This is a genomic window from Streptococcus tangpeifui, from assembly GCF_044503215.1.
In the GTDB taxonomy this organism is placed as follows: domain Bacteria; phylum Bacillota; class Bacilli; order Lactobacillales; family Streptococcaceae; genus Streptococcus; species Streptococcus tangpeifui.
In genome coordinates this window covers 325,365-338,777 of sequence record NZ_CP172427.1, presented here as the reverse complement: position 1 = coordinate 338,777, position 13,413 = coordinate 325,365, and the positions used below count along the sequence as shown (strand labels likewise).

Sequence of the window (13,413 nt, the reverse complement as noted above, 5' to 3'; positions counted from 1 at the left end):
ATAGGAAAACAAGCCAAGCAAGGGATTACCCCCAAATGTATTCAAAAAAGTAGCCTCAGAGGACTACTTGAACTTAATCTTTCCAAAAATCATCAAAGACAGTGATTGGCAGATGGCGCTTGTGCTCACCCTTGAACCACCAAGTTTCAATCGTCTTTTGAGCCTGAGGACTAACACGCTTCCCTTCCAGATAATCATCAATATCCTGATAAGTCACACCCAGAGCTACTTCATCAGCAATACCAGGTTTGTTTTCTTCTAAATCTGCTGTCGGAATTTTTTCATAGAGAGATTGGTCAGCCCCCAATTCTGCTAGAAGCTGCTTCCCTTGACGCTTATTAAGACGAAAGAGAGGCAAAATATCAGCGCCCCCATCACCAAACTTGGTAAAGAAACCAGTCAGATTTTCAGCCGCATGATCTGTCCCAATAACCGCTCCGCTATTTTCCCCAGCTACAGCATACTGGGTAATCATCCGTTGGCGGGCCTTGATATTCCCTTTGTTAAAATCAGAAACTTTAACGCCCGCCTTCGCCAGCTCTGCTACTTGACCATCGACCGCTTCCTTGATATTAATGGTCAACGAAACATCCGGTTGAATAAAGGACAGAGCCTTTTGAGCATCAGCCTCATCGGCCTGAACCCCGTAAGGTAGACGAATAGCGATAAATTTGTAGAGTTCACCTGTTTCAGAACGCAGTTCCTCAACAGCCATTTGAGCCAGACGACCGGCTAAGCTGGAATCCTGACCGCCAGAGATGCCTAATACATAACTCTTTAAAAAGCTATGCTTTTTCAAATAAGCCTTGAGAAAATCTACTGAGCGTCTGATTTCTTGCTTGGGATCAATATGTAGTTGAACCCCTAATTCTTTAATAATATCTTCCTGTAAGCTCATCGCTACCTCCTCTATTTAAGATATTAAGCCATTAAACACTCCAAAGAAAAATTGGAAACCTGACAATGAATCACATAGATTCAAAGAAAGTGACTTTTTTCACAGGAGTGTAGTCATATTCGATTACTAAGATACTAAGCCATCAAGCGACTCAAAGGATTTTAAAAAGTCTGAAGTTTCTGCTTGCCTAATTGTTGCTTTTTAGCTTTTAGGAAGCAAGCTTCAGCAGGCTCTCCTCAGACTACTGAACGCTGCTCAGTCGTAAGCGTGTTCAGTTAAATTAAGATACAAAGGGCGTAAAAAGCAATTAGGATTTTAGAAAGGTGATACTGTGTGCTTGCACACAAGGAAACTTGTCTAAATCCCGAGCTTTTAGCCGTATTCAATTGACAAAATACTAAAGGACGTTCGCTTTAGCAAAAATTACTGCCAGAGAATAGCGACTTGCTGCTGACTACTGACACACAAGAGAAGTCATCTTGTCTCCGAAAAAATTAGTCCTGTATTTATAAACATCACTATCACACTTGAAAATGAGACCCTGAAAGTAGCCTATCAGCCAATTGAAAACCTTGCTTTAACCCCTTAGTCAGGACTATCCTTAAAAGTCCTGAGTTTGATTGGCCTTTTCCCGCATTTTGGCAATCAAGTCCATCTTGTCTTGCCAAACATCAGGAGCTAAATCAACTGGATAATCCTGCGGATTGAGGACTCGCTTGTATTCATCCCAAAGATGATCCAACTCTTTCCTAGCGTAATCCTTGATTGCCATCAAGCTCGGCCGTTCGTAGACCAAACTTCCCTCCTTAAAGATGTCCTGCAGAAGGGGAACAGCATCAAAGTTCTTAACAGTCTTATTAATATAAGTATAGGTTGGATGGAACATGTTCAATTCCTTAACCTCATTGACATCAACGCCATCATAGGTGATGTAATCACCTTCAGATTTGCCCTTCTCGCGGCTAGTAATCCGCCAAACCTGCTTTTTACCAGGCGTTGAAACCTTTTCAGCATTGTTGGACAGCTTAATGGTATTTTGCATGATGCCCTCGTCATCCTCTAAAGCAACCATCTTGTAAACAGCCCCTAGAGCTGGTTGATCATAGGCTGTAATCAACTTGGTACCGACACCCCAGACATCAATCTTAGCTTTTTGCATCTTAAGGTTGAGAATCGTATTTTCATCAAGGTCATTGGAAGCATAGATATGAGCATTTGGGAAGCCAGCTTCATCCAGCTGCTTGCGGACTTTTTTCGACAAGTAAGCCAAATCCCCCGAATCCAAGCGAACACCCAGAAAATTAATCTTATCACCTAGCTCTTTAGCCGCCTTGATAGCTGCTGGTACGCCCAATCTCAAAGTATCGTAGGTATCCACCAAGAAAACACAATCTTTATGGGTCCCTGCGTAAGCCATAAAAGCATCATAGTCATTACCATAGGCCTGAACTAGAGCATGAGCATGGGTTCCGGAAACTGGGATACCAAACAGCTTACCAGCCCGAACATTGGAAGTAGCATTAGCACCGCCTATGACTGCAGCTCTAGTCCCCCAGATCGCTGCATCCAGTTCTTGAGCCCGACGGGTTCCAAATTCCATCAAGGGTTCATCATCAATAACCGATCGAATCCGAGCAGCCTTGGTCGCAATCAAGGTTTGGTAGTTGACAATATTAAGGATAGCCGTCTCTACCAACTGACATTGTGCTAAAGGACCTTCGATTTGCACGATAGGCTCATTAGCAAAGACCAAATCCCCCTCCTTAGCCGAACGAACGCTCAAGGTCATCTCAAGATTTTCCAAGTAATCTAAGAAATTCTTAGGATAACCCAAATCTTTCAAATAAGCCAAATCTGTTTGTGAAAAGGTCAGATGATTGAGATAGTCGATAATTCGCTCTAAACCGGCAAAAATCGCATAACCATTAGCAAAAGGCTCTTTGCGGAAAAAAACCTCAAAAACAGATCTTTTATTGTGAATCCCTTGATTAAAATAGACCTGCATCATATTAAGTTGATATAAATCAGTATGTAAAGTTAAACTGTTGTCTGCATACATCTGCCTGTTCTCCTTTGAGTTTGTGACTATTATAACATAATAGAAAATACTAAGGGCAGTAAGAAAAATGAAGAATTTTAGAGGACAGACAAAAATGTCGATTTATTAGGACGGCAGTCTAAATTATCAGTCTTTCAGCTCCTGTTCAATTTCAAAAGATACAGAGCTATTAAATACCTTAACCAGGCCATTCTCAAACCATTAGATATTTTCTTAATTAATATCAGTCGTATTTTAGAGAATTTGGGAGTGGGGTCAACCCCAATATTAAAAATTTTGGTTCTCACTACTCCCTAGTTTCAAGGTGGTGACCTGAAAGGGTCTCTTGCCAGAGCGTTTTTGACACTTACTTTGCAAGCAAAAGGTCTGGGATCTTTTGAGATTGGAAATAAGATACATTCGTTTAGTTTTTCCGCTTTGGCCTTATGGCAAAAGGAAAACCAACCAGCAGTGGTTCATTGGTGCTAAAGCACCTCATGAACTGTGCAGGAGTAAGACTTTTTGGCATAGCTAATAAGTCTTACTCCCAACCACTACGCCAAAAGTTTATTCCAAAGCAGGAATACTGGATGAGTTCCTGCCCAGCCTCAAGTATTCGAAAGAAGAAGTAAATAATGTACCCGCTTAAAATCTATACAATTAAGGATATTAGGTATAAAGTTGAACCAGAAAATACATTATTCCTTAGAGGAATATTAATTTAAATTTGAATGAAATAAAATCGTATTTATATAATCATTGATTTTTCTTATCTGTCATATAGGCAAGGGGTAAGCATACTAGAACGATGATACCGCCAATATTAAATACTTGGTCGAATGCTTGACTTAATTCATCATTTTTAGATTTTACAATATTTTTTAGAGAATCCGTTAACTCTTCCTTTTGTGCTAATAATTGGATAGCCGTACTCATCTCCTTTTGACCCATTGACAGGCTGGACAAGCTTGATTTCAACTGTGGAAGCGGAACAGCCCCAGCAATTTTTTCAGAACCAGCAACCATCAGCTCATTAGCATCATAAAGCTTACGATAATCACTACCCTTTTTAGGCTTAGGCAATTTACTTTTATCCTGCGCTGCTTGCTTGATTCTTTTAACCATTGTGTTTTGTTTCTTTGATGTATTAGTACTATTTTTAGATGTTTTAAAAGTATTTCTTATTTCTTCACGTGCGACTTTCTTTACTTTTGTTGATAGAACACGATGATCAATTTGATGATAAGCTTCTTCTTTAATATTAGCTTTTGCTGTATTAATATTTCCGTTTAAAATAGTAACAAGCAAAGCTATACCTAAAGCCTGTCCAATATACCTTGAAGCGTTGACAATACCTGAGCCGATCCCTGTTTTGGTAACTGGCAGATATTTTACTGAGGAAGTAAGCGCCATCGCCATAAAACCAAGGCCAAGGCCAATAATAATATTACAGCAAACGATAATACCTTTTGAAGTATTTTGTTCAACAAATCCCAACATGAATAAGCCGCCAGCCGTAACTGCTATTCCAATACCAATTAACAGCTTAGCACTGAGTTTTTGATACATCTTTGTTGCCAAGGGCATACCTATTGCTATAGCTAGAGAAGCCGGAACGATTAAATAAGCTGAGTGCAATGCTGAGTAGTTGCGGACATTTTGCAAAAAATAATTCACTACAAATGAAGGCACGATAATGGCAAATCCAAAGACCATATAGACAATACTGGAAGCCGTAAATGTTTTTTCTCGAAATAAGGAGAGCTCTATAATTGGTGATTGGACTTTTCTCTCAGTAAGAATAAGAAGAACTAATCCTACCAAGCTCAGCATGAAACTTGATACGATTGCCTGAGAAGTCCAACCGTATTCTCGGCCTTCTAACAGACCAAAAATCAATCCTCCTAGTGCAAGCGTTAGAAAAATCACGCCTAGCCAATCAATATTCTTAGTTATACTTGAGTCGTATGATTCATGTGTTCCCATTAAAATAAAAAGTAAGGCTAAGACAGCTATCGGAACATTAATACCAAAAATCCAGTGATAACTGGTCCAATTTATAATTATCCCTCCTATGACAGGTCCTCCTGCCGCTGCAATAGCTCCAAAAGCCCCTATAACTGCAGTAATGCGACTTGTTTTCTTTTTTCCAAACAGTTCAATCCCCATAGGCAAAACAATAGGAGTAAGAATCGCTCCTCCAAGTCCTTGAAAAAAGCGATAAATAATAAGAGGGAAAAGTGAGCTTGCGGTCATACAAGCAAATGAAAAGCCTCCAAATACAATCACCCCAATGAGCATGACTAACTTTCGACCGTAAATATCCGCCAGTTTAGATGCTGTAATAATAAAAGCTGACATAGCTAAAACATAAATTGTAGCAACCCAGCTAGTATCAGTCAGCCCTGTGTGTAAATTGTCCATGATATCAGGAAGGGCAATGTTGACAATCGTAGCATCTAAAGCTCCCATAAACATTGCCAGAATAAGACCGATAAAACCGATAATTTTTCTTATATTCGACATTTAATATGTCTCCTTTCTGAATAAAGAATAAATGTAAAATAATAAACTACGCAATAAAATACTAGACAAGCATTTCCAAGAAGGATGCCGGAATTTATTGATAATTTATAAAAAAAGAATATAATAGTACGTAAAAAATAGCCATGACAAAATTGAACAAGTTGTTAAATTAAGAAAAAAAAATGAGTCAAATAAGACAGACACAAAGTGTAAAACATCTCAAAAACGCCTTAATCGATTTACTATTAGAGAAAGATTACTTCAAAATTTCGATTGGTGAAATTGCAAAACGGGCAAATGTCAGTCGAGGCACCTTTTATCAACATTTTCTGGATAAAGATGATTTAGCCTATACTATTGGTGAAGAAACATTGGAAAGATTCTGGAATATCCTTTCCAAAGGTAATTTGTCCAAAAGAGAAAAAATAGTGGAAACCCTAGAAGAGATTCAATTGGATTTTAAACACTTTAAAGCTATCTCTCAAGCCTCTCACATGGAATTTTCCCAAAAAGTTCAAGAGTTAATAAGAAATATTATAAATAATAACCCTACTTTAAAAAATAAAATGAAAACTCACACTGGAATCTCTAATGATATTATTATTCAGGTTTTTTGTGCTTCTTTTGAAACCGTCATTTCATCTTGGATAAAAAATGATTTAAGAGAAAAACCTTCAGAAATCACTGATATTATTATGAAAATAGAGAATATCTTTTGGTAATTAAAGAATCTTAGGCAAAAAGATTTTTCGACTAACTAAAACCAGAGGGGCACGAAGATGTGATCCTCTGGTTTTTAATATTGCCTCATTAATGCAAAAACAACAGCATCAATAACACCATTACTTTTTCCTCAAGTTGAAAGGCTATTATTTTAAGTTTGGGATATAAACTTTTTATATGAAGATAAGCGATTTACATTTTTTTGAACTAAATGTACTGGCTCTAACTGAAAATTATTGGCTTGCTAATACATTGAAATATTCCAAATTCCCATCAATGACCATCAAATTTATGAAAAGTTCATTTATCATTCCTAATACCTATGACATTCATCAAATACCGATTGATACTAACAATAAAAAAATTTGCTATCAAGATGATGAAAATAATAATTAATCCTCATAATTAAAAAACTTTGAGCTCGTGCTAAGGTTTTACTATCCTAAAAAAATCCTAGAAGAGAAACTCTTCTAGGACTATTTATATATTGATTTTGCAAGAGTTAAAGCTGATTAAACAATCTTTAATATTTCTTATATTGGCTTTAGATTTCTTTAGACACACGAAAATCCAGCATATAGTTTCTAGTGATTTTATTTTTCACTACATGAGGACTATAGCATTAATTAATCATTCTTACGCGTAACCATTTGACAAATGGTTCCCATGACCAAAATCCAAAGGGTCGAGCCGACTGCTCCAATAAAGGTTGACTGTTGCAGAAAAAGTGACAAATAGATAAAGCCAAAGAAGGCAATAGTCAAGGGATTAAGCACCTTATAGGCTGGCATGAGAAAGCCATTCGCCATAAAGTCTTGCGATTTGCGATAGCGTAGATGGGCCAGCATAGTAAGGGCATAGATAGCAATGTAAACCCCTGAAGAAGATGAGGTGATAACGGTAAAACTATCGGAAATCCATGGAACTACGCTGAGAATAGCCGCAATAACCATAAATCCAGCTGAGGTAAAAATAGCATTTTGCGGAACATTGGTCCGAGACAAACGGTTAAGTTTGTAGCGATCCAAGGCAGGCGTTTCTCTGGCCAATTGGTAGAGATGACGGCCGCTGGAATAGAGCATAGAATTGAGGGAGGAGGCTGCTGCTGTCAAAACCACAAAGTTGATAAGAGCAGCTGCCCAGTTGACACCGGCTAACTTAAATACCATAACAAAAGGGGACTGGTCATCAGGCAGCTGCCTCCAAGGGAAGATTGACATAATAGCAATCAAGGCTCCTACATAGAAGAACATAATTCGACTTGGAATAGCATGAATGGCCTTAGGCAGAACCTCTCTAGGATTCTTAGTTTCAGATGTTGTAATCCCGACAAACTCAATAGCCTGATAGGCAAAGAAGACCATTTGGAAAGCCATAAAGAAATGATCAATCCCCAAAGGAAAGAAATTAAAACCATGGAAGATATTGGTTAGACTGGCATGACCAACCGGAGTCTGAAAACCTGTCAGAACCATAAAAATAGCTGTCACAATCAAGGCTAGAATAGCAATGATCTTAATCATCCCAAACCAGAACTCTACTTCGCCAAAGACAGCTACGGCGACGACATTGACACCGCAGAGGATCAAGAGAAAGACCAACTGAATCAGCCAACTGGGAGCGCTGGGAATGAAGTATTGAACATATTTAGCAATGGCAGTCAACTCTGCCATCCCTAAGAGTACCAAGGATATCCAGTAGGACCAGCCAGCGAAATAGCCCCAGCCCTGTCCCAAGTACTTGGTAATAAAGTTAATAAAGGTATGTTGGTCGGGATCTTGGAAAAGCATCTCCCCAATTCCTCGCATCATCAGGTACATAAAAATTCCTGTGATGATATAAACCAAGACAATGGAAGGCCCCGTCAGGTGAATGGACTTCCCAGCTCCCAGAAAGAGCCCTGTCCCAATGGTTCCGGCAATGGCGATAATCTGGACATGACGGTTGGTCAATCCCCGATCCATACCATTTTTCGTCGTTTCGACATCTGCCCCGTTTGTACGTTGTTCTGACATTTGAGCTTGTCATCTTTACCTGCCAGCTTAGAGGCTGGAGGTTCAAAGAATTTCCTCCTTTTGAAGTATAGGTAATATTATAGCACAATTCGAACAATAAGAAAAAAGCACTCCAGACGGAATGAATTGATATACTCCCCCATAGTGGGCAGTGAAATAATATCTTGGAATTCTATTTCTCTTATCAGCTATAGCTTATAATCATTTTTGAGAAGTACTATTAAAGTTCATATGCTTAGGAGCCCTCGTCTCAATAACCCATTAGAGTATCCATTAGCCCCCGTTAACTAGGAGCCAACAAAGAAAATATCAATATCATTTTGATTAGAAGTGGACTACCAGCTGGAAAATTTTTCTTCACAGTAAACCAGTGTGATAACAGCACTTTTGTAATACTTACCGAAGTTTTTGAATTATCAAATCAGGGTAACTTTCCAATGATAATGAATCTTAGAAGAGAGCTCCAGATAGTTTTCTTAGATTGAATACCTTCTTCACCTTATATTCTATCTTTATATAGTTATCTAATATATAGTGAGAACTTAAAAATTTTGGAAGATCACAATAATAGCTGATAGTACCATTGCTAAACCTCCTATACCGTTTATCCATTTTTCTGAATGTTGCCCTAGTAATTTGCCGATATGAGAAGCAAAAAAACTGTATAGAAAATCATTGACCAGCCCAATTACTAAATAAGTTACGCTCAAAATAATTACTTGGGCATAGAGAGAACTTTGTTCATCAATAAATTGTGGTAAGAAAGAAGCAAAAAAAATAATATTCTTAGGATTTAAAAAGATAAGCAGAAAACCATTTTTAAATCCTTCTCCTTTTTTGGGGGGAACTATTTCCTGACTCGCAACACTAGAGTCTTTGATTATTTCTAATAAACTTCTTATCCCTAAATATAATAAATAACTTATCCCTAAAATTCTGAAAAGACTATATAGGATAATCGATGTATTGAGTATAGTTCCAATACCAATAAAAGATAAGACTAAACATACTAATCCCCCAAAAAAACTCCCCCATACCACTTCGTAAGCAGTTTTTTTCCCATGAACCATACTGGTTGTTATTAAGTATGTTACAGTTGGACCTGGTGGAGAAATAAGTAAAATACAGGCTATAACATAAGAAACCCAGATTGATATTGCCATTTTAATTTTCCTTTATTGTTCTATATTTTATTTCACTTTTATTCAAAGTTAATAATGCTGTTGGAAGTTCAATGTGAACATATTTATCAGGTATTAACGAGGAAGGCATATATGATAAAAAATTTAATAAATTGTTTTTATTGTTAGAGGCATAAAGTGTATAGAAATTCCCAGAGTTCCAGTTAATCACGGCATAGGCAAAAAACTTCGATAAAGCATCTATAAATTGTTCAAGTGTAACAAGGCCGTTATTCATATCAGATAAAACATTTTTCTTCTTTAAGAAAATATCTTCTTCTGAGAAAAAACGTCTTTTAAAATAGATATCTTTAATTTGTTCACGTTTAAAAAATTCATTAGCGTCTGTATTAGAAAACTTTTCTATAAAACCTATTATACCATCAGATTTTAATTTACTTTTAGTAAATTTTATTTGTTTCTCCCGATTAGAGCTGTACATTTGAAAAGTAGTGTCTTCAATAATAAATAAAGAATGGCCTACTCTAAAAGGTTAGATAAGGCTCAAAAGCGAAACAACAAGTAAGATTAGGATGTAAACTGGTCTCTTACCAAGCATCTATACGTACAAAGAAGAAACATCGATTGGAAGCTTTTTCGACCACTTCAAGAGTGCTACACCCCTCAACTCAACACTTACAAGACTTTTGAGGAATTAGTCACTTATATTGATACCTATATCCATTTTTACACTAACTATCGTTATCAAGAAAAGCACAATGGCCTTGCTCCTCTTGAACTGAGGAACAAGGCCATTGCCTAATCTTTTACTATTATACTTGTCAAATAGCGGTTCCCCAGTCTTTTGGGGTAATGCCTAAGCCTGCTCAGTAATATAATTATAGACTTCTTGACCGGCAATAGCACCATCGCCAACAGCTGTTGCAATCTGCCGCAGGTCCTTCTGGCGAATATCACCAATCGCAAAAATACCTGAGCGGTTAGTCCTCATTTTCTCATCGGTAATAACCCAGCCTGCTTGATCGGTAATCCCAAGATCACTGATCATGCTGGACACTGGATCTAGACCAACATAAACAAAAACACCGCCAAATTCATGGTTAGTCACTTCCCCAGTCTTAACATTCTTGATGTCAACCGAGCGAACCTTAACATCATCACCCTTGATTTCCTCAACCACAGAATCCCAGATGAAGTCAATCTTATCATTAGCAAAAGCTCGATCCTGCAAAATTTTTTGCGCTCGCAATTCATCACGGCGGTGAACAATAGTCACCTTATCAGCAAACTGGGTCAAGTAGATTCCTTCTTCAACCGCTGAGTCGCCACCACCGATGACCAAGAGATCTTGATTGCGGAAAAAAGCCCCGTCGCAGACCGCACAGTAGGAAACACCACGACTGTTGTACTCCTGCTCGCCGGGAACACCCACCAAACGGTGTTTGGCACCCGTTGCTAAAATAATAGTTTTGGCGTCATAGTGATCATCGCCAGCAATCACCCGCTTGAAATCACCATGATCTTCAACCCTCTCAACAATACCGTAAATATTTTCAACGCCGAATTTTTCCAAGGGTTCATACATTTTCATAGACAGATCTGGACCAGAAATGGTCTCAAAACCTGGATAATTTTCAATATCTGAAGTATTGTTCATCTGGCCGCCGGGTGCCCCTTGCTCAATCAAGCCAACTTTGAGATTAGAACGACCAGCGTAGAGAGCAGCAGTCATCCCACCAGGACCAGAGCCAATCACCAATGTATCATAAATCATATCATTTCTCCTTAGCATATCTTTAGTAGACCTAGTTTACTCCAGAAGTGCAGCCGGGTCAACTATTATGACTTTATCATCAAAACAATAGCCATAAAAGCGAAGGACAGGATGGGAATAGAAATCAAAGCCATCATAATACCATCATAAAGGGCATTTTGGCGCTCCTTGATCGTCTTATCCTTCAACTTGAGCGCTCGATAGGACAGCCAGACAATCACAGCAAAAATAACAAAGGCAACAGCCATAAATAGACCTTGCAAATAAAATTTAAAAATATCGACTAACATAAAAAACCTTAGACACTTTTAGAAAATCTAATCACCTGAAATGGCCGAAATAACAATCAAAGCCCAACAAGCAAATTGCGACTGAATCCACAAGAAAGCCCGCTTGACTGGCCAAACGAGCTTCAAACTTATTCTTATTATATCAAACATAAGATTTTTTGTAACTAGCAAAAAATTCTTTGGTTCTTTCCTCTTTCGGATGGTTGAAGAGTTGATCTGGTGTCCCCTGTTCGAGGATCTTTCCTTTTTCTAAGAAGAGGACCTTATCAGCCACCTGAGCAACAAAATTCATATCATGACTGACTAAAACCATAGTTTGACCAGTCTTAGCAGCATCCGCAATGGATTTTTCCACTTCGCCTACCAATTCAGGGTCTAGAGCCGAAGTCGGTTCATCCAAAAGGAGAACATCTGGCTTCATCGCAAGAGCCCTTGCCAAGGCTACCCGTTGTTTCTGCCCGCCAGAGAGGTGGCGAGGATAATGATTCTCTCGGTCAGCCAGTCCGACCTTCCGCAACTCCTCCTTAGCAAGAGCTGTCGCTTCCTTGTCGGGCATCTTTTGAACAATCTTGAGTCCTTCTTTGACATTGTCCAGAGCCGTCCGCCGTTCAAAGAGATTAAACTGTTGGAAAACCATGGCCAATTTGCGGCGCAGAGTCAGGATTTCTTCTTTAGTAATCGTTTCAAAATCCACCTTGAAATCATCAATCTCAATCGTACCAGAATCCGCTTCTTCCAAGTAATTCATGCTGCGTAAAAAGGTCGATTTCCCAGCGCCGGAAGCACCAACGAGAGCGATAACCTGCCCCTTTTCAATGTCCAGATCGAGGCCATTCAAGACCTTTTGACCGGAAAAGGTCTTGGTCAAATTTCTAATCTTGATCATTAGCGTAAGCCTCCTTCTTCTCCGGAAATATTTTCTGGTGATTTAATTTCCATACTCTTTTCAATATAACGGCCAATATTTTCAATGACAATGCTGACAATCCAATAAATCAGGGCAACTGAAATGTAACGTTCAAAATAACGATAGTCTCGGCCGCCGATAATTTTTGCTTGGGCAAACATCTCAATAATACCAGCACTGAAGGCCAGAGAGGTCCCCTTGGTCAGACTAATCAGAGTATTGATGAGGGTTGGGGTTGCAATAACAGCTGCATTTGGAATAATAACCCGACGGTAGATCTGCGTATTGGTCATTCCCAAACTCTTAGCTGCCTCAATTTCACCCGAATCAACTGCCTGAATCGCTGCCCGAATAGTCTCACTGGTGTAAGCCGCCTCATTAAAGGCAAAAGCTACAACCGCAAAGACCAGAGGAGAGACATTATTGATATTCCAACCCGAATGGGTCTTCATATTAATATAGCGCAGTAAAAGCGGAATCCCATAATAAGTCAGCATAAGCTGAACCAAGATAGGTGTTCCCCGCAAAAAACTGACAAAGAAAGCCTGAATTTGATAGAGAACAGGCACGCGATTAATTTTGACAATGGCAAAAAGCAAGGCCAAAATCAAACCAAAGATAGAGCCCCAGACAGTCAGACCCAAAGTCATTGGCAGATGTTTTAAAATATCAGGAATAGCACCGAAAACGGCGCGTACGCTAAAGAGCATCCCATCAGGCAAGGTATTAACAAACTTGTCATAGAGACCTGTTTTTATAAGATAACCCCATACCTGCATCAAAATCAGGATAACAAGGATTAAGCCGATAAAGAAACCAGCCATTTTTCCTCTAGTTGTTTTAAAGAACTTACTCAGCCCTTGTGAGTTATTCGTTTCTGACATAGAATCTCCTAATTTTTATTTTTATCAAGTTATACTATCAGTTCATTGTAACATCCTAAGCAGCAGCTGTAAAATAGTTGATTTCTAAGACTAGAACTAGATAGGAAAACAGCATGAAACAGGTAGGACAACAGCCATGATGGCTCTGCCCTAACCCATGAATATTGCAATATCTGAAAATGACGTATAAAAAATCGATAAATCACCAGAAATAGC

13 protein-coding genes are annotated in these 13,413 nt (G+C 38.6%); 3 read left to right on the top strand and 10 right to left on the bottom strand.

The window, feature by feature from the left end:
• Nucleotides 1–73 precede the first annotated feature (73 nt).
• The 3 genes from nadE to ACFSN5_RS01715 form a co-directional block, all read right to left on the bottom strand.
• A complete protein-coding gene (gene nadE, locus ACFSN5_RS01725) occupies nt 74–898 on the bottom strand; it encodes an ammonia-dependent NAD(+) synthetase (protein ID WP_165212645.1) in 825 nt (274 codons plus the stop codon).
• 601 nt (nt 899–1,499) lie between these two features.
• Nucleotides 1,500–2,957, bottom strand: coding sequence for a nicotinate phosphoribosyltransferase (locus tag ACFSN5_RS01720; RefSeq protein WP_165212643.1), 1,458 nt, complete (start codon nt 2,955–2,957; stop codon nt 1,500–1,502).
• A gap of 735 nt (nt 2,958–3,692) precedes the next feature.
• Nucleotides 3,693–5,462, bottom strand: a complete 1,770-nt coding sequence (locus ACFSN5_RS01715) for a DHA2 family efflux MFS transporter permease subunit (RefSeq protein WP_165329323.1) — start codon at nt 5,460–5,462, stop codon at nt 3,693–3,695.
• 182 nt (nt 5,463–5,644) lie between these two features.
• Between ACFSN5_RS01715 and ACFSN5_RS01710 the strand changes: the two genes are divergently transcribed.
• Both ACFSN5_RS01710 and ACFSN5_RS01705 read left to right on the top strand, forming a co-directional pair.
• Entirely contained in the window at nt 5,645–6,184 is a 540-nt protein-coding gene (locus tag ACFSN5_RS01710; RefSeq protein ID WP_165212639.1) for a TetR/AcrR family transcriptional regulator, read from the top strand.
• Between the two features lie 178 nt (nt 6,185–6,362).
• Nucleotides 6,363–6,581, top strand: coding sequence for a hypothetical protein (locus ACFSN5_RS01705; RefSeq protein WP_165212637.1), 219 nt, complete (start codon nt 6,363–6,365; stop codon nt 6,579–6,581).
• Between the two features lie 230 nt (nt 6,582–6,811).
• Here ACFSN5_RS01705 and ACFSN5_RS01700 read toward each other — a convergent pair whose 3' ends face one another.
• The 3 genes from ACFSN5_RS01700 to ACFSN5_RS01690 form a co-directional block, all read right to left on the bottom strand.
• Nucleotides 6,812–8,200 (bottom strand): amino acid permease, encoded by a 1,389-nt coding sequence (locus tag ACFSN5_RS01700; protein WP_165212635.1) that lies wholly within the window; start codon nt 8,198–8,200, stop codon nt 6,812–6,814.
• Between the two features lie 542 nt (nt 8,201–8,742).
• Nucleotides 8,743–9,363 (bottom strand): LysE family translocator, encoded by a 621-nt coding sequence (locus ACFSN5_RS01695; RefSeq protein WP_165212633.1) that lies wholly within the window; start codon nt 9,361–9,363, stop codon nt 8,743–8,745.
• A 1-nt stretch (nt 9,364) separates the two neighbouring features.
• On the bottom strand, nt 9,365–9,823 hold the full coding sequence (locus tag ACFSN5_RS01690) for a hypothetical protein (protein ID WP_165212631.1): 459 nt from the start codon (nt 9,821–9,823) through the stop codon (nt 9,365–9,367).
• Between the two features lie 138 nt (nt 9,824–9,961).
• Here ACFSN5_RS01690 and ACFSN5_RS01685 point away from each other — a divergent pair, with 138 nt between their 5' ends.
• Entirely contained in the window at nt 9,962–10,144 is a 183-nt protein-coding gene (locus ACFSN5_RS01685) for an IS3 family transposase (protein ID WP_165212752.1), read from the top strand.
• Nucleotides 10,145–10,198: 54 nt separating this feature from the next.
• Here ACFSN5_RS01685 and trxB read toward each other — a convergent pair whose 3' ends face one another.
• The 4 genes from trxB to ACFSN5_RS01665 form a co-directional block, all read right to left on the bottom strand.
• On the bottom strand, nt 10,199–11,116 hold the full coding sequence (gene trxB, locus ACFSN5_RS01680) for a thioredoxin-disulfide reductase (protein ID WP_165329322.1): 918 nt from the start codon (nt 11,114–11,116) through the stop codon (nt 10,199–10,201).
• Between the two features lie 65 nt (nt 11,117–11,181).
• On the bottom strand, nt 11,182–11,406 hold the full coding sequence (locus ACFSN5_RS01675) for a DUF4059 family protein (RefSeq protein WP_040804414.1): 225 nt from the start codon (nt 11,404–11,406) through the stop codon (nt 11,182–11,184).
• Between the two features lie 142 nt (nt 11,407–11,548).
• Nucleotides 11,549–12,292, bottom strand: a complete 744-nt coding sequence (locus tag ACFSN5_RS01670) for an amino acid ABC transporter ATP-binding protein (RefSeq protein WP_004227958.1) — start codon at nt 12,290–12,292, stop codon at nt 11,549–11,551.
• Nucleotides 12,292–13,197, bottom strand: a complete 906-nt coding sequence (locus ACFSN5_RS01665) for an amino acid ABC transporter permease (RefSeq protein ID WP_165329321.1) — start codon at nt 13,195–13,197, stop codon at nt 12,292–12,294. Before ACFSN5_RS01665 ends, ACFSN5_RS01670 begins: the two co-directional genes overlap by 1 nt.
• Nucleotides 13,198–13,413: the final 216 nt, after the last annotated feature.

Coding starts and splice junctions, on each gene's coding strand:
- ACFSN5_RS01720 (WP_165212643.1), bottom strand. CDS start 2,957: ATGTATGCAGACAACAGTTTAACTTTACATACTGATTTATATCAACTT.
- ACFSN5_RS01705 (WP_165212637.1), top strand. CDS start 6,363: ATGAAGATAAGCGATTTACATTTTTTTGAACTAAATGTACTGGCTCTA.
- ACFSN5_RS01665 (WP_165329321.1), bottom strand. CDS start 13,197: ATGTCAGAAACGAATAACTCACAAGGGCTGAGTAAGTTCTTTAAAACA.
- ACFSN5_RS01710 (WP_165212639.1), top strand. CDS start 5,645: ATGAGTCAAATAAGACAGACACAAAGTGTAAAACATCTCAAAAACGCC.
- ACFSN5_RS01695 (WP_165212633.1), bottom strand. CDS start 9,363: ATGGCAATATCAATCTGGGTTTCTTATGTTATAGCCTGTATTTTACTT.
- ACFSN5_RS01700 (WP_165212635.1), bottom strand. CDS start 8,200: ATGTCAGAACAACGTACAAACGGGGCAGATGTCGAAACGACGAAAAAT.
- ACFSN5_RS01690 (WP_165212631.1), bottom strand. CDS start 9,823: ATGTACAGCTCTAATCGGGAGAAACAAATAAAATTTACTAAAAGTAAA.
- ACFSN5_RS01670 (WP_004227958.1), bottom strand. CDS start 12,292: ATGATCAAGATTAGAAATTTGACCAAGACCTTTTCCGGTCAAAAGGTC.
- ACFSN5_RS01675 (WP_040804414.1), bottom strand. CDS start 11,406: ATGTTAGTCGATATTTTTAAATTTTATTTGCAAGGTCTATTTATGGCT.
- nadE (WP_165212645.1), bottom strand. CDS start 898: ATGAGCTTACAGGAAGATATTATTAAAGAATTAGGGGTTCAACTACAT.
- ACFSN5_RS01715 (WP_165329323.1), bottom strand. CDS start 5,462: ATGTCGAATATAAGAAAAATTATCGGTTTTATCGGTCTTATTCTGGCA.
- trxB (WP_165329322.1), bottom strand. CDS start 11,116: ATGATTTATGATACATTGGTGATTGGCTCTGGTCCTGGTGGGATGACT.